Consider the following 15,589-nt stretch of genomic DNA (forward strand, 5'->3'; position numbering starts at 1 on the left):
ACCTGAGCTACTACCAACAAGAGAACAAGGGTTTAAAGTACAGCCAAGAAGATGGGTTGTAGAAAGGACTTTTGCTTGGGTTAATAGGAATAGAAGGCTATCGAAGGAGTATGATTTACTCACAACATCCACTGAGAATTTCATATACCTAGCTATGAGTAGGGTTATGTTAAAGAGGGAATATGCTTGAATTTACTAGTTTCCGGACAACCTCTAATAAGTATACTAAACAAACTACCAAAAAAAGAGCTCGGCTGTTCTTCTGTTTGTGCAGGTTCTGTGGAAGCAACAGGACCTACATCGTTGTCTTGTACATCAGTTCCTTGTTCTGCACTGGTGGTGCTGGTTTTTTCCCCTTCTTTGCTATTATCTGATTGTAGTTCAGTATCATCACCTACTCGTTTTTCTTCCTCTTGCCCCCCTTCACTATCTGTCGATGATCCACCCGCTGAACCATCATCAGATTTTTCTGCGGGTTGCAATAGAGTTTTTATTCCTTCATCAGTGGCTAATTTGAAAGGAGTGTTTCCATGTTTATCTTCTATATTAACATCGATTCCATCTTTTCCCAATAGGGCTTCTACTGCCTCTTTATGGCCCTTTACAACGGCCCAATGTAAAGGAGTCTGTTCTGCAAGTTTATCTTTTATATTAACATCGATTCCTTCTGCTCCCAGTAGAGCGTTCAATACATTTATATCTATGTTGTCCTTTTTAGCAGCCAAATGCAAAGGAGTCCTGTCATCTTTATCTTGTGCATTAACATTGATTTCTTTTGCTCCCAGTAGAGCGTTCAATACATTTATATCTATGTTGTCCTTTTTAAGAACAGAATGTAAAGGAGTATCTTTATTCTTATCTGCTAAATTAACATCAATTCCCTCTTTTCTAAGTAGAGCGTTCAATACATTTATATCTATGTTGCCCTTTTTAAGAACAGAATGTAAAGGAGTATCTTTATTCTTATCTGCTAAATTAACATCGATTCCATCTTTTCCCAATAGGGCTTCTACTACCTCTTCATGGCTATTTTTAGCAGCACAATGTAGAGGAGTCTTTCCATCTTGATCTGTTGCATTAACACTTGCTCCTTGATTTATTAGATCGTTTACTGTATCGATATCACCTCTTCCAGCAGCCTTAAGTAATTCATCTGTGTTTTGTAATAGAGTTCGTATGTCTTGAGTAGTGGCTAAATCTAAAGGAGTGTCTCCATTTTCATCTTCTGCATCAACATTTGCCCCTTTGTCCAATAGAGCTTCTACTACCTCTTTATGGCCCTTTTCAGCAGCCCAATGTAGAGGAGTCTCTTTCTGCTGATTTGTTGCATTAACATCGATTCCTTTTACTTGCAGTAGGGCTTCTACTACCTCTTTATGGCCCCATACAGCAGCAATATGTAAAGGAGTCCTTTTCGACCAATCTGTTGCATTAACATTGATCCCTTTTACTTGCAGTAGGGCGTCTACTACATCTTTATGGCCCTTTTCAGCAGCCAAATGTAAAGGAGCCCTATCTCCATCTTGTGCATTAACATCGATTTCTTTTGCTCCCAGTAGAGCGTTCAATACATTTATGTCTATATTGCCCTTTTTAAGGACCAAATGTAAAGGAGTTTCGCCATATTCATCTTGTGCATTAACGTTGATTCCTTCTGCTCCCAGTAGAGCGTTCAATACATTTATATCTATGTTGTCCTTTTTAAGAACAGAATGTAAAGGAGTATCTTTCTTGTTATTTGGTAAATTAACATTGATTCCATCTTTTCCCAATAGGGCTTCTACTACCTCTTTATGGTTCTTTACAGCAGCTAAATGTAAAGGAGTTTCTTGCAACCAATCTGTTGTATTAACATTGATCCCATTTACTTTCAGTAGGGCTTCTACTACCTCTTTATGGCTCTCTACAGCAGCCCAATGTAAAGGAGTCTTTTGCGACCAATCTGTTGCATTAACATTGATTCCATTTACTTTCAGTAGGGCGTCTACTACCTCTTTATGGCCCTTTTCAGCAGCTCAATGTAGAGGAGTCTTGTTATCTTGATCTTTTACATTAACCTTTGCTCCTTCACTTATTAGACTGTTTACTTCCTGAATATTACCGCTTTTAGCAACCTCAAGTAATTTAGCTGTGCTTTGTAATAGAGTTTTTATTTCTTCGTCAGTAGTTAAAACTAAGGGAGTGTTTCCCTCTTCATCTTCTGCATTAACATTTGCCCCTTTGTCCAATAGAGCTTCTACTACCTCTTTATGGCCCCATACAGCAGCAATATGTAAAGGAGTCTCTCCTTTATCATTTTCTACCTTAACATCTGCTCCTTCACTTATTAGACGGTTTACTGCATCAATATCACCTCTTTCAACAGCCTTAAAAAAATTATCTCTACTTTGTGCACTACTCATCCTACACCTCTTTGTAAAACTATATTGTTATGATAAAGTCGTTAATAATCTATGAGCTCTCACCCCCTGTAAAATTATATTATCATGATAAAGTCATTAATAACCCATGAGCTCTGGATCACGCAAATAATGGTTATTCCCTGTGTTTTTCAGTACATTTGAGCTGGCTGTACATAAGAATCGCAATTGTAGAGCATGCTATTGTTAATAATAAATTTGGTAAAATACCATAGCGAAAAAATTTTCCTACTATATATATTCCAATAGCCCCAAACATCATATTGCAGAATGAGAGGACTGCACTACCAAGCCCTATACCTTTGATCGTTTCTAAAGCAGAAGTTACGTTATTGCTTATTATTAATGCAAGTCCGATATTGGCTGGAATCCAAGCAGTTTGAAGAATGAATATATTCAACTTGTCCGCGAAATAAAAATATACCAATAAACTATCGGATATTATCGGTAACACCAAACCTATTATTAGCATTTTGCTAACCCCTACTTTTGGTACATACCTTCTATTAATTAAAGTTCCAATTATGTAGAATATGACTATGATCGATATGAGGTAGCCAAAATACTGTACTTCAATGCCCATCGATTCAAATATGAACGGGTAGTTAGCAATGTATGCCCAAAGCCACATGAAAGTTAATCCATGAATGGCTGAAAACCCAAGGAAACGATAATTTCTAAATATTGATATATATTGCTTGAAGATATTAGTAGTTATGTTAGTTATACTGGTTTCATTTTTATTTACAGTGAGTGTTTCTTGTAACTTAAAGTAGATAAAAATAAGTATAGCAATTGCCGCGAGTGACATAATAAAAAACAAAAATTTCCAATGATACCCATGTGAAATTATATAACTGCCCACCACTGGAGCTATTCCAGGTGAGAGTGCCACAACCATATTTAATTTTGAAATTACTCTCGAGTATTCACTACCCGAGTACATATCCCTTATTGCTGCATACCCAACAACACCTGCAACACCAGCTCCTGCCCCTTGTATGAAGCGAATTAGTATCAAGAGCATAATACTGTCGGCTATATAACACATGACACTTGCCAAAGTAAAAATTGTCATACCAATCAGCATCATTGGACGCCTACCATAATGGTCCGATAATGGACCATAAATTAAGCCAGATACCGCAAATCCAACTAGATTTAAGCTAATTGTAAGCTGCACTACACTGCCTTCTACTTTAAAATAATTGGCAATGCTTGGTAGTGCAACTGAGTATAGGTCAGTTGCCATATCGACAATTGCTACAGACAATATCATAATAAGAGAGATGATATTTTGCGAAAGAGCTGTTTTCACTTAATGATTTACTGGATTAAATATACTTAATTATAATGTATTTTTTTCATTAGTATATTAAATTAACTACTGAAATTAAGAGTAGCTATTCAAGAAAAAGCCTGTGAAGGCTCTATCCAGTAGGGCAGTGCCATGACTACTTGGATCTAGTTTCCATTATACAATTTCATCAAAGCAGTTTACTTACTTGCAATTAAGTTTCTGGATCCAAGTAGTCATGGCACTGGGATGACAGGAGAAGGAGGCTACTTAGATGACACCCTCCTAGTGGATTCAAATCACAATGTTCGTACAGTTATGTGCTTTGACACTGAAATCTTAAGCTAAAATCATGAAAAGCACGAATTTCAATATCTTACCTTTGATTATTCACTTTAAGCTTTAAGTCTTCAACAGAAGATGCATTTGCCTCACTTACTACCTTTAGTGGTTCACCAAGGCTATGTTCCACTTTTGTCTCAAATTTAAAGCCCAATTTTTCGCAAAGCTTTTGAAAATATTCAACAATAACATCAAACAAATTCTTACCACTTACTTTGTAGTTTTTTAGCTCTTTAGGAATGGTAAGAAGTACTTTACCATCTTCATATGTTACATTTTTATCTTCACATTTCAGTTTAAACTCCGCTGAACTGCAAAAACCTGGTGTTTCGATATATGTACAATCATCATAGTTAAGCATTTTTGTATATTTCATGCTAAAACTAAGCTTTATACAATTGGGTTCACGACAATCCATAATATACTCTCTTGTCATACAGTTGCTTTGCGTTGACAAATGAAAAGATCCAAGAGCTTGACTCATATCATTAGGAAGAAAATGAGTATATCCGCCCTGATAATAGTTATTTATTAACTCCTCAATAATAGAGTTATTGGGAATTGTTGCACCAACGTGTTTAAACATTTCTGTAAAAATTTGTCTGAGAAATGGACGATAATTCCCTTTTCCGTTTTCATCCCGTAGAATTAGATTTTTATGTTTTGAATACAGATTGTTAATAAATTCGTTAGTTATTTTTTGTCCGTTAATAGCAAGGCCGTGTGTTCTATTAAGATCCTTATATGTTCCCTCATCAGAAATTACTTCGTCCCAAGTGTTAGCTTTGAAATCAGCATATTTGAGCTTCTTCACTTCAGCTTTCAACGCATTGACCATTTCCTTTGACATGTTATATCTCTACCATTAATACCTGTATATTAATTCTAGCACTTACTTTATTAAATTTCAATTACTAAATGAATTTATCACTTTCACTTCCGTATTTTCCAGCGAGTCACCGTAAGTCACTGCTTTTAGGTAAAACTTTTTCCCCCTTTGCACTTCGAAAGATATTACTGAATCATCAAGCAGAGTAAATTTTTCACCTGCGGTGTGCTGATACTCTTTGGTGCCCTCTTGCCCTCTAATTAGGTTGCTAAGCTTATATTTATTTTTATCTATAAGTTCGGCACTCTGAAATTTTACTATCTCTTTTCCAACCAGTGCTAAATTGCTTACATTTATAGTACTAACATTAGTGCTTGTAAAACCCTCTTCTGTCATCCCAGTGCCCAGACACTGGGATCCAGGAGAAATATGGTCAAGCGCTGGAATGACACCATCACTTAAATAATGGTTATATGAAGAACTCAATACACCAAAACGTAACACTACTATAAGCCCCTCGTCGGTAGATTCCATTACATATCCGTAAGTAGACTGCTTGTTTGTGTTTGCGATAGGCTTATAATCCTTATCGTTGTACGAAATAAAGAGTGTTGCTCCTTTCCAATTCTTTTCCTCACTAATTAAAGTAAAGCTTGCACTATTACCTTTAATATCCGGTAAATCTATCATTTCTACGATGGTTTTGCTGATATGAGAAGGAGGGTATTCCTTCAGCATAAGTGACCTTGTTGAAGGAAAAGAAAGCTTATATATAGAGTGATCATAACCAACGCCAATTACTTGAATGGACATGCTTTCAAATTTCGTTTTTATAATTCTCACCGTATGTTTTTTCTCACTGTCTAAAATCGTTATTACATCACTTGGCACAAGCCACGCATATTTTATCGGTAGCTTGAAATTGTATATATTTCTCTCTTGCCACGAAGAATAAAGTAAAACCTCAGCGATATTTTGCGCCTCTCCCTCCTCCATAATGAGCGGTATTTCAACTGTTATAGCAGCGCCTTGCTTTGGCAACTCAGCATATTTAACATCAATTGGATAGCCAAAATTGCGATTAAAATAAACGACGTTAACTTTATTGTTTAAATCTAATTGACTGATATTAGCAAGTTTTGAATTGTTACTGAAAACCGTTTCACCAATTGGTATTTCAGTCGTAACTCCCCTGCCCTTTTGGACAAATTTCAGTTTAGAGTCCTGTTCAACCACATCAAAAAAATAGCAACTTTGCAGCATTTTAATAATTGAACGTACCGATTGCTGGTCATTTATTACATATCCAGACAATAATCCTTTAACATCACTCGTATCGAACTGATCGCTTTTTAAACCTGCTTTTTGTAATAGATCCGATAAAACATCGGAAATATTAAGCTGTGAAAGCTTCCCCTGAATCCAATGTCCTGTCTGCCAATTATGGCAGTCAGTCCACATATCACACAAATTGGGGAAATAAGGAAATGGCCTTGCATCCCATGCCCAGAGAAACATTTTTTCTACCATTTCCGAGCTTTGCCACTTCTTTAGCGTTCCTTCAATTGCAATTTTTTGCGAAAGAAAGCTCACCTCTCCGTTTGAATATCGTGGATATTTGCTCTCTATGCTGCCTTTATCAACAAACACATTTGGCTCATTAGTGCAGCCGTTCATACTGGGAAATCCATACTCAGTAAACCATATTTTTTTCATTTTTGGTTGCCATTTCGTTTTACTACCACTGGGGTTTATGTGAGTTTCACTCCACCATTTCTCTATATTTTTCCACGCATACCTGCTGTCGTTATACTTTACTTTTTCAGGTTCACTCTTTGAGTAATCATAGAAATAATCATACCCCACTCCACTGCTCCAACCACCCATTACATCTTCCGCGGAATAACCAAAAGGAGGCTCTGGACCATCAGTCAGTGGAAAATAAGCATCTATGCCAATAACGTCGATGTACTCTGAAGACCAAAGCTCATCCATATTATACCAACCATCATATGAATGGTATTCACTCCAATCAGCAGCGTAAGTTACCGTTACTTCTTTTCCAAGCTGAAGTTTTATTCGCTTTGCAAGCTTAACTAGCTCTATAACGGCAGGGTAATTCCCTTGTTCATCCCTGATTTTGGTAAGTTGCGCAAATTCAGATCCGATGATAAACCCTTCCACTTTAGTTTGTTTGGCAATGCTTGCATAATGCTCTATAAATTTGTTATATTGATTCTCAAAAAAATCACTTATATCCCCAGGGGTCCCGCTCAATTTTCCTCGCCACTCTTTGTTCTTTGTGTCAAGTAAGGGCATTGGATAGAGCATCACCTTGTAGCCTCTGCTGTGTAGCTCTTCTATATATCTTATCAACGCTGCATCACTAACTGTGCCACCATACCTTGGGTTTCCACTCGCATCTTTTGAAATTAGCTGAGCATTATCTCTGGTTACACCCCCTACTTGCCAATCATCAGGTAATATTGCGGAATCATCTTGAAATTCAACTGCAGGATATATTTTACAATCTTTAATGTTCAGATCATTCACAAACCAATTGACTACCACCGACACCAACTCAACATTTGGCAAATCTTCTTTTAATTGATCCAAAGAAAGCATTGCATCGCTCTTTTTAGTGTGGTTGTTGTGATTTACCCTTTGCGCCAGCCCATATGGGATATATTGGTTGCTGCTTATTTTCTCTTGCGCGATTTTCTTCTGTATTTTTGTATCATATACAAACTCACCTGAACCTGGTATGATATTGATATTCCGAATATTTTCCGCTATTGAAAACCCAACGGGCTTTAATGCAGTTTGCACTTCAAATGTAAATATCGGGACGCGATTGTTATAGTCTGCTAAAGGAAAATTCTTGATGACTATGTAAGATATTCCCCTATAAGCCGGCACATTCCCCTCTCCTTCAATTGATGACATAAATGGATCAGGATTTTGGTCTTCTCTGCCGCTGTAAAAAGTATAATCTATTTCATCAAAGCTAAGTGATGTTGTATCTGCCCAGATTCTGTTTAATTTTTCTACTTTCCCCTTGCAGATCGCAATTGCAAGCGTTGCGTAGTAATTATATGTAACGTTCATACCTCTTCCAATTTTGCTTTTGGTGGTTATCGCCTCTTCTTTTATTGGCTGTGACCAAATAATGTTCCCTGCAACACGAGCAGTGCCATAGATAATTGGAATCGTTCTGCCGTAGGTTGAGGTTTGAACTTGCAGATTTTTTAGTCTCGCACCATGCGTTACTTTTTGCTCGGCATCAAGGCCGAACATTGCCCCATCTAGCTGTGCACCAAGAAGAGCACCGAGTTCTGAGCCGATAATCCGGCCAATTGGACCAAAAATGCTGCCTGCTTGACCAAAAATTGATGATAAAATTATTGTAGACATGGTAATCCTCCTTTTGATAGATTTTTTTGAAATTGTTGAGAGAAGATCCAAGTGTCACGCTACTTGGATGACAAGAAAGTGGTGCTGGGATGACAGATACTATGATAAGAAATTCAGCAGCTTACAATGGATAGTTGAAGTTTTTAATTAAGAAAAGCACACAAGTAAATCGTGTAGCTATAGTTATTGTAAGCAACAATGAAAAAGTGCGGAAGTGAAAAATTTATGTTGATTTTATATTAATTTTTAGTACAATTTAGCATTATAATCTGGGGGTGCCAATGAAATTTGAAATGTCGGAAGAAAATAGTAAAAGAGTCTTGTCTGGTACAAAATGGATTACTAATGTTGGTCAAAACTGTCTTACATCACTGAATAATAGCACTAAACCAACTAGTTCTGGAAAAAAATTAATCAATGCTTTTTTACTTGTTCCAATCATCGTGCCTACTGCTATAACAGCATTATCTCTTAGCTTAACTATGCTTTTTTTGAATGCTGTTAATGTTCAAAAAGATGATTCTAAATTATCTAAAGTAATAAAGTTTATAGTTAGCTCTCTAATCTATATAGCTGCTACCGTGGTTTTAATTCCGTGCATTGTATTAAATCTAATAATTTCACTGATGCCTGGTCTTATTTTTTATTACATTAATAAAGACATGTTTAGTCAAAAAGACATAGAAAACAGTCAAGGTCAACCAGTAAATAAAGTTGAGATAAGTAATGATAAAGAATACAATGAGCGTGTTGAAAAAAGAAGCTAGCATATCAGGAACTGACCAACATCAAAATAATGAAGAGCACGAGCAAAATGAACTAAGGAGTAATAGTCAAAGTAATTCAGAACAACACCATTCAGCATATAATCAAGCATTAGTAAGTAATGGTCAACTACATAATCAACCGACTGTAGAAGTAATATCTCGAGAAGTGGGTAATACGCGATTTGTAGACCAGACTGTTATAGCAAAGGATATAAATAATGATGGTATACGAGATGGTGGAATGATGATGCGAACAGTTGGAAATGATCGTAACTTCACTGCTTGTGGTGTTGTTACCGGAAATGCTACTAATAAACAAGAAGGTTTCGCTACTGCTATGGGGTTTTCATGTAACATTGTTGAAAATGTAATAGATTTCCAACTTGGCTGCAGTATGAGCACTGGAACTGACAAAAAGCAAGCAATTAAACATCTTAAGCAAAGTGAATCAGCGCGAACTTTGCTATCTGGTGATAGTGGAATATTGTCTATAGAGCAGTTTGGTAGCTCACAACGAAAGCAGTAATTATTTCACCAGCGGCAAAGTAATACCATGCTGATCCATATATTTTCCTTTCATATCATCATATGATTTCTCGCATTCACTTTCGCCGCTTAAAAATACGAATTGGCATCCGCCTTCATTAGCGTAAATTTTCGCAGGAAGTGGAGTGGTGTTTGAGAATTCGAGTGTGACATGACCTTCCCATCCAGGTTCTAAGGGAGTAACGTTTACTATAATTCCACATCTTGCGTAAGTTGATTTACCAACACAAATGACCAGTACATTCCTTGGTATACGAAAATATTCCACTGTACTTGCAAGCACAAAGCTATTTGGTGGAATTATACATACGTCTGTTTCCTTATCTATGAAACTATTCTCAGAAAAATTTTTAGGGTCCACGATGGCTGAATTAACGTTAGTAAAAATTTTAAATTTATTATCCACTCTTGCATCGTAACCATAAGATGATAGTCCGAAAGATATAACACCTTTGCTGCTTTTGTGGTTCACAAAAGGTTCTATCATTCCAAAATTTTCAGCTTTTTCTCTTATCCATTTATCTGGCATAACTGCCATAATTGCCCCTTAAAGTTGTGTAATACTTACAATAATATAAAATAAAATTTAAATGTAAACTGTAGCTTTTGTCATGCAATTAAAGCTTTTCAGTTTGATTTTTTATTACAATAATTAGATTTATGTTCTTAACTAAAAATAATGCTTAGAAACTTTCTCCTGATTTTTGTATTCGTATTATTCACGCCGCTATCAAATGCTGATGCCAGGAAATACATCAGAATTGTTGGATCTTCAACTGTTTTTCCTTTTATCTCGTTTATAGCCGAAGAGTTCAACCGTGTATTCTCCTTTAAGACTCCAGTTGTGGAATCGATAGGAAGTGGATCAGGATTCAAAATGTTTTGCTCAGGAATAGGGGAAGACACTCCAGACATCACCACTTCATCTCGCCCTATGAAGGAAGTAGAAAGAGAACTATGTAAAAGGAATAAAATTAATGAAGTGATAGAAATCATCATTGGCTATGATGGAGTTGTCATTGCAAATTCAAATCAAAGCCATAGATTTGATTTCACAAAGAAGGACTTATTTGAAACTTTATCTGCATATTCTCAAGAAAATGATAAATTAGTAGAAAATAATAAGAAGTTTTGGTCTAATGTCAATCAAGCCTTACCAAAAACAGAAATTGAAATTTATGGTCCACATCAAAATACAGGTACATACGAAACTTTGGTTAATTCTATTATGCTTGATCAATATTCATGCATGAACTCGAGAATTTTCAAAGAGAATTATAAAGATCAGGAAGAAAGAAAGAAAGCATGTGGTAATATAAGGGATGACGGAAGGTATATAGAAGTTGGAATTAATGAAAATATAATAATACAAAAATTGAAAAGTAACAAGAACGCCTTAGGGATATTTAGTTTCAGCTTTTTAATGAGGAATCAAGATAAAATACAAGGGAGCACAATTGCAGGAATTGAGCCAACTTACGAAAATATATCATCGGGAAAATATATATTAGCAAGACCTCTATACCTTTACATAAAGAGGGAACACTTGGATACTGTTGATGGATTAAGAGAATTCGTAAAAGAAATTATAGATTCGATCGGCATTGAAGATGGGTACCTATCTAGGCTTGGTCTAATTCCACTTTCAAGTGAAGATATAAAGAAAGCTTCAGCAAAGGTTTATGATATAACGTGACGGCAACGTTTCTTTTATATTCTTTGTTCTAGCGTAGTCAGACCCAGCGCGGCGCGCTGGGATGACAATGGATTACTGATTAGGCAGTTCTGCGTTGTTGCAACACCCAGAAACAACCGGGTTCAAACTTTTCGTATTTGGACTTTCTGATTTCTCACAAACTCCTCCAATATAAGCTAGTACAGCCAATGCTGAAACTGCTGAAACTTCTAAAACTAATGCAACTACAGGATATGCCAGCACATAGGCTGCAATAGCACCAACTACGCATAGTCCAACAACGCCTAGAGCGATCTTCCCTTTGTATTCATTAAGCTTTATTTCTCTGTCCTTTTTATAACCCTTAACTTCTTGAATAAAGTCTTCAAGCCATCCCTCACCAGCTATATTAGCATACTCTTTTTGTTGCTTTTCAAGAGAACCTATTATATAGTTATCTTCTGTATTTTGACCTTCTCTATTAACCATGTGGTCTTCAAGCCAGAAGTTACGAACATCAGGGGAAGCTTTATCCCAAAGAAGTTTAGTGATCTCTTTTATCTTTTCAAATTCTTCTTTGCCAAGATTTCTTTCATAGTCAACCATCAGAGGATAAATTAACAAGCAATCAATATCAGTAGCATCACTCCAATATACATTTCGCGTCAAAACACTTTCTACATCTTCACCGCAATTCTCTAGTGCTGTTTTAACTTGATCAACATTAAGACTTCTTATTGCACGCCTTAGTGCCATATCAAGATCCATTACCCTCTTGTGCTCTTCTATTTCTTGAATAACTGTTTTAAGAGCAGGTATGTTATAAAGGCCAAATCCTCGAAAACTCTCTATTGCACGACAACACACAAAATCACGAGTTTTCTGATTAGCAACTTTCCAAATTTGTTTAATGATCTCTACGTTTTCTCCAATTTCTCCTTGAACTTTAACTCCAGCGTCAAGACCAATAATAGCAAAATCTAAAAAATTATCTTTGTAACCAGCCCCAATCCCCTCGTGGTTCAAAACTGCTTGTATATTATCACATTCATTATTGTCGAATATGCCCTGGACCTTTTGAGGGTAGTTATTGCTAATTGCTATAATTAATGAAGCTCGAATTTTTTTTGTATATCAGTTAATTCAACCATATCTTACCTCTAATAAAAATTTAATTATCACACATATTTACAAGTAAATCAAGTATATTGTTAATAACTGTTAATAAAGGCCAACAAAATGCTTGACGTTAGAGTAGCTTTTATGGCTTTGTATAGCGAGGAAGTAATTCTATGAAAAATCATCAACGTTTACAAAATTTGCGTTCAATTGTATTTATTGTGGGAATATTCCTATTGCTGTTTAGCTTAGCAATGCTTATTCCTGCTATTACTAATAAATGTCTCAGCTACAAATGGAAAAATTTCCTCGCTGGATTCATAATTACCTGCACATCTGGCGCAATTTTTATTTTACTCGGTAAATTAAGTAGATTGCATGGAATGCCAGCAATTTTTGCGATTACTAGTTGCACCTGGATTGCCTTGTCTCTGTTTGCAGCTATTCCTTTCTATTTTGATAATCTGAGCTATGTTGATGCATTGTTTGAAACGATATCTGGCATCACAACCACAGGAGCAACTATATTTAATGATATTGAAAAACAATCTCCAGGAATACTGCTATGGAGAGCAATGCTACATGGNGGGGGGGGGGGGTTGGTGTAATCACTTTAGGAATTGCAGTTTTTCCTATGTTTAAGGTTCTCAGCCTAAATAATTTACTTTATTCTGAGTATTCAGATGCTACCAAAAGGAAGTTGCCGAATACGCGAAGCGTAGTGATTCATGTTACGGCAATATATTATGGCTTAATTTTGTTATGTATATTTTCCTATTATCTAGCTGGTATGCCACTGTTTGATGCAATATGCCACGGAATGTCCTCTGTATCAACTGGTGGATTTGCTAACTATAATGATTCTATAGGGCACTATAATAACCCTATGTTAGAAGTCATAACGATCATTTTTATGATTTTGGGTTCTCTGCCTTTTCTTAGCTATTTAAAAATTATAAGACGGTTAGACATTTGCTATGATGAACAGGTCTCTTACTTTGTTAAGATAGCTACTATCTCATCTTTATTTGCTTGTTTTTGGTTGTATAAAAATGTTGATTTAGGAGTGTCATTATCATTTAGATGCAGCACATTTACCATCACTTCCTTGATTATGTCAACTGGTTATGCAATCTGTAATCATATAGATTGGAGTTTCATTTCAGTCTTAGCTTTTTTTCTCACCTTTGTTGGTGGATGTAGTGGTTCTTCAAGTGGTGGTGTCAAAATCTTCCGCTTGATTGTTCTTTTAAGGTCTATAAGAAATTACTTTTACCTTTTATTAAACCCTGATGCAGACAATGGAGTAAAATTCAATGGAAAAACCCTGGAGAATGATGAAATTCACTCTGTCTTTATATTTTTTGCAATTTTCATGTTAACGTTTACCATTTCATCAATAGTGATGTCTTACTTAAGCAATGCAGACTTTATAACTAGCGTCAGTTCAGTCTCTGCAACGCTTACAAACTCTGGTCCAGGGTTCAGCAACTTAATAGGTCCTTCAGGTAACTATTCTTCTTTCAGTAATGAAGTAAAATTATTTCTATCGTTTTTAATGCTGCTTGGCAGACTTGAAATATTGCCAATCTATTTTTGTATAGGTAATTTATTCTTATTTAATAGAGAGAAATAGTTGGTGAAACTTGATATTATAGCTAAACTGACTTACGACAATTTGAAAAACCGTCATTCCGCTACTAGTTAGCGATATCTATACCGCGAATAAATCCACAGATGTACGAACCATACGCGTCAAGTTAAGAGATTGTAAGTAAATTCAGGGAAGTTAAGGTAGATACTCTAGTTTTTCTGTACTTGTCTTTTAATGAAAATCGAGACCAAGTTATGGTAAGCTTTTTAAGAAAAACTTTCAAACTATTAACTTTATTCTTTAGTGCTAAAAATAACTCTATAACCCGCTTTTTTAGCTCAATAAATGCCTTTGTTAAGCTAAGTTCTGTATTCTTTTTCACTTCTGTGCAACCAACTATGCCGTGAAATATAAGAATTGCGCACAATTTAGCATATAGTTCACATAATACTCTGCATGGCTTTCCTTTTAGCTTATCAAGTCTGATATGGCTTTTATACAATTTAAATAATAACTCAATTTGCCACCTTACTCTGTAAATCGTTAATACTTGCTCAGCACTAATTTTATTTTCTGGAACATTAGTTATAAATATTGACCAGTTCAACAATTTTTGATTTCTTTTAGAGGATGTATATCCCTGCGATCTTGCTAATCTATTAGCTTTCCTTCTTCTGGCCATAGACTGTTCTTCAGTTAGTTTCTGACATATAATTCTTACTCTAATTTTTGCTTCTTTTCCTAACAATACCTCGTTTTCTAAAAATAACTTATCCTCTAAACATTCTAATAACTCCATTTTTTGATTTGTTTCTACATCATATATGTTGGTATCGGATTTATAACGACTTATGAAATAAGCTCCTATTTCATTGATTTGTTTAAAAGAACTTGGCACAAAATAACCGAGATCAGATATTAGCAAATCATTGCTTAATATATTACTTAAATGTTTCCTATATCCCTGGTCTGATCTTACTCCCTCCGTTAAATTAAGTTGGTCTATTATCTGATTCATGTAGTCGAAAACTAATTGTAACTTTATTCCAGACTTAGTATTGCTTTCATAGCCACTGTAGCTAGTACCATAACCTTTATACATCTCTTCCATACTGTTAGGTAGAGTAATATAGCTACTGTCCAATAATTTAACACTATTAAATTGCTGTAAGATTTTGCAATCAACTTGCAAGATATTTTTGAAGAGAAGCACAGATTCATTATACATCCTTTTCATAAATTCCACTGCTTCTTCAGTAAATCTAAAATCCAAACCTTGTTTTGTTATATCTATCGAGTCCTCGTTTAGTAATTGACACATTGTTTCTACGCTACAATTATCAACCCCTATATTACCCAAGACCATGGCTTTTACGAACGATGAACCTTTTAGCTTTCTCTTTCTTTTTATAAACCTTGTTGTAATTGAGATTTTGTCTGCTTTTTCATTAAAAAATTCTTTGAGCTTTTTTGATAAGCTAGTTATTTTATTCATTGGTTCTCTCACTAAAAGTATTTCTGGGAGAACTTATACCTTATTATTCTATCTCTTTCATACCTTTATTTCCTTAACTTGACGCGTATGG

The 15,589-nt window shown here is 35.5% G+C and carries 13 protein-coding genes and 2 pseudogenes; 6 read left to right on the top strand and 9 right to left on the bottom strand.

Annotated elements, in window-relative coordinates; all coding sequences use genetic code 11:
* Positions 1-190 (top strand): transposase (locus OZD64_RS01730; RefSeq protein WP_274999142.1); only part of this gene is annotated, 190 nt, incomplete at its 5' end.
* Here the strand turns inward: OZD64_RS01730 and OZD64_RS01735 are convergent.
* The 6 genes and pseudogenes from OZD64_RS01735 to OZD64_RS01760 all read right to left on the bottom strand — a co-directional run bounded on the left by OZD64_RS01735 (position 165) and on the right by OZD64_RS01760 (position 8,302).
* A complete protein-coding gene (locus OZD64_RS01735; protein ID WP_274999199.1) occupies positions 165-1,178 on the bottom strand; it encodes an ankyrin repeat domain-containing protein in 1,014 nt (337 codons plus the stop codon). The genes OZD64_RS01730 and OZD64_RS01735 overlap by 26 nt on opposite strands.
* Positions 1,179-2,003: pseudogene (locus OZD64_RS01740) on the bottom strand (ankyrin repeat domain-containing protein); the annotation flags it as partial. It lies immediately after the preceding gene.
* Positions 2,004-2,015: 12 nt separating this feature from the next.
* Positions 2,016-2,402 carry an ankyrin repeat domain-containing protein gene (locus OZD64_RS01745; RefSeq protein WP_038198698.1) on the bottom strand — a complete coding sequence of 129 codons (387 nt, stop codon included), beginning with the start codon at positions 2,400-2,402 and terminating at the stop codon, positions 2,016-2,018.
* A gap of 133 nt (positions 2,403-2,535) precedes the next feature.
* Positions 2,536-3,738 (bottom strand): multidrug effflux MFS transporter, encoded by a 1,203-nt coding sequence (locus OZD64_RS01750; RefSeq protein ID WP_448128795.1) that lies wholly within the window; start codon positions 3,736-3,738, stop codon positions 2,536-2,538.
* A gap of 355 nt (positions 3,739-4,093) precedes the next feature.
* On the bottom strand, positions 4,094-4,909 hold the full coding sequence (locus tag OZD64_RS01755) for a hypothetical protein (RefSeq protein ID WP_274999194.1): 816 nt from the start codon (positions 4,907-4,909) through the stop codon (positions 4,094-4,096).
* A 57-nt stretch (positions 4,910-4,966) separates the two neighbouring features.
* Positions 4,967-8,302, bottom strand: coding sequence for a glycoside hydrolase/phage tail family protein (locus OZD64_RS01760; RefSeq protein ID WP_274999195.1), 3,336 nt, complete (start codon positions 8,300-8,302; stop codon positions 4,967-4,969).
* 281 nt (positions 8,303-8,583) lie between these two features.
* On the opposite strand from OZD64_RS01760, the gene OZD64_RS01765 reads away from it, so the two are divergent.
* Entirely contained in the window at positions 8,584-9,069 is a 486-nt protein-coding gene (locus tag OZD64_RS01765) for a hypothetical protein (RefSeq protein WP_274999196.1), read from the top strand.
* Positions 9,029-9,595: a hypothetical protein gene (locus tag OZD64_RS01770; RefSeq protein WP_274999197.1), complete on the top strand. Its 567-nt coding sequence runs from the start codon at positions 9,029-9,031 to the stop codon at positions 9,593-9,595. Before OZD64_RS01765 ends, OZD64_RS01770 begins: the two co-directional genes overlap by 41 nt.
* On the opposite strand, the gene dcd is transcribed toward OZD64_RS01770, so the two are convergent.
* Positions 9,596-10,153 (bottom strand): dCTP deaminase, encoded by a 558-nt coding sequence (gene dcd / locus OZD64_RS01775; RefSeq protein WP_038198686.1) that lies wholly within the window; start codon positions 10,151-10,153, stop codon positions 9,596-9,598.
* 141 nt (positions 10,154-10,294) lie between these two features.
* Here dcd and OZD64_RS01780 point away from each other — a divergent pair, with 141 nt between their 5' ends.
* On the top strand, positions 10,295-11,311 hold the full coding sequence (locus OZD64_RS01780) for a substrate-binding domain-containing protein (protein WP_274999198.1): 1,017 nt from the start codon (positions 10,295-10,297) through the stop codon (positions 11,309-11,311).
* Between the two features lie 72 nt (positions 11,312-11,383).
* Here OZD64_RS01780 and OZD64_RS01785 read toward each other — a convergent pair whose 3' ends face one another.
* Entirely contained in the window at positions 11,384-12,316 is a 933-nt protein-coding gene (locus OZD64_RS01785) for a hypothetical protein (protein ID WP_010082544.1), read from the bottom strand.
* Positions 12,317-12,663: 347 nt separating this feature from the next.
* Here OZD64_RS01785 and OZD64_RS01790 point away from each other — a divergent pair.
* Positions 12,664-13,328, top strand: a pseudogene (locus OZD64_RS01790) (potassium transporter TrkG); the annotation flags it as partial.
* Positions 13,329-13,523: 195 nt separating this feature from the next.
* Positions 13,524-14,045, top strand: a complete 522-nt coding sequence (locus OZD64_RS01795; protein ID WP_274999200.1) for a potassium transporter TrkG — start codon at positions 13,524-13,526, stop codon at positions 14,043-14,045.
* A 124-nt stretch (positions 14,046-14,169) separates the two neighbouring features.
* Here the strand turns inward: OZD64_RS01795 and OZD64_RS01800 are convergent, their stop codons facing one another.
* Positions 14,170-15,498: an IS4-like element ISWen1 family transposase gene (locus OZD64_RS01800; RefSeq protein ID WP_274999201.1), complete on the bottom strand. Its 1,329-nt coding sequence runs from the start codon at positions 15,496-15,498 to the stop codon at positions 14,170-14,172.
* Positions 15,499-15,589: the final 91 nt, after the last annotated feature.

The organism is Wolbachia endosymbiont of Drosophila tristis, from assembly GCF_028981745.1.
Classification (GTDB): domain Bacteria; phylum Pseudomonadota; class Alphaproteobacteria; order Rickettsiales; family Anaplasmataceae; genus Wolbachia; species Wolbachia pipientis.

Coding starts and splice junctions, on each gene's coding strand:
- dcd (WP_038198686.1), bottom strand. CDS start 10,153: ATGGCAGTTATGCCAGATAAATGGATAAGAGAAAAAGCTGAAAATTTT.
- OZD64_RS01765 (WP_274999196.1), top strand. CDS start 8,584: ATGAAATTTGAAATGTCGGAAGAAAATAGTAAAAGAGTCTTGTCTGGT.
- OZD64_RS01755 (WP_274999194.1), bottom strand. CDS start 4,909: ATGTCAAAGGAAATGGTCAATGCGTTGAAAGCTGAAGTGAAGAAGCTC.
- OZD64_RS01800 (WP_274999201.1), bottom strand. CDS start 15,498: ATGAATAAAATAACTAGCTTATCAAAAAAGCTCAAAGAATTTTTTAAT.
- OZD64_RS01760 (WP_274999195.1), bottom strand. CDS start 8,302: ATGTCTACAATAATTTTATCATCAATTTTTGGTCAAGCAGGCAGCATT.
- OZD64_RS01770 (WP_274999197.1), top strand. CDS start 9,029: ATGATAAAGAATACAATGAGCGTGTTGAAAAAAGAAGCTAGCATATCA.
- OZD64_RS01795 (WP_274999200.1), top strand. CDS start 13,524: ATGTCAACTGGTTATGCAATCTGTAATCATATAGATTGGAGTTTCATT.
- OZD64_RS01780 (WP_274999198.1), top strand. CDS start 10,295: ATGCTTAGAAACTTTCTCCTGATTTTTGTATTCGTATTATTCACGCCG.
- OZD64_RS01745 (WP_038198698.1), bottom strand. CDS start 2,402: ATGAGTAGTGCACAAAGTAGAGATAATTTTTTTAAGGCTGTTGAAAGA.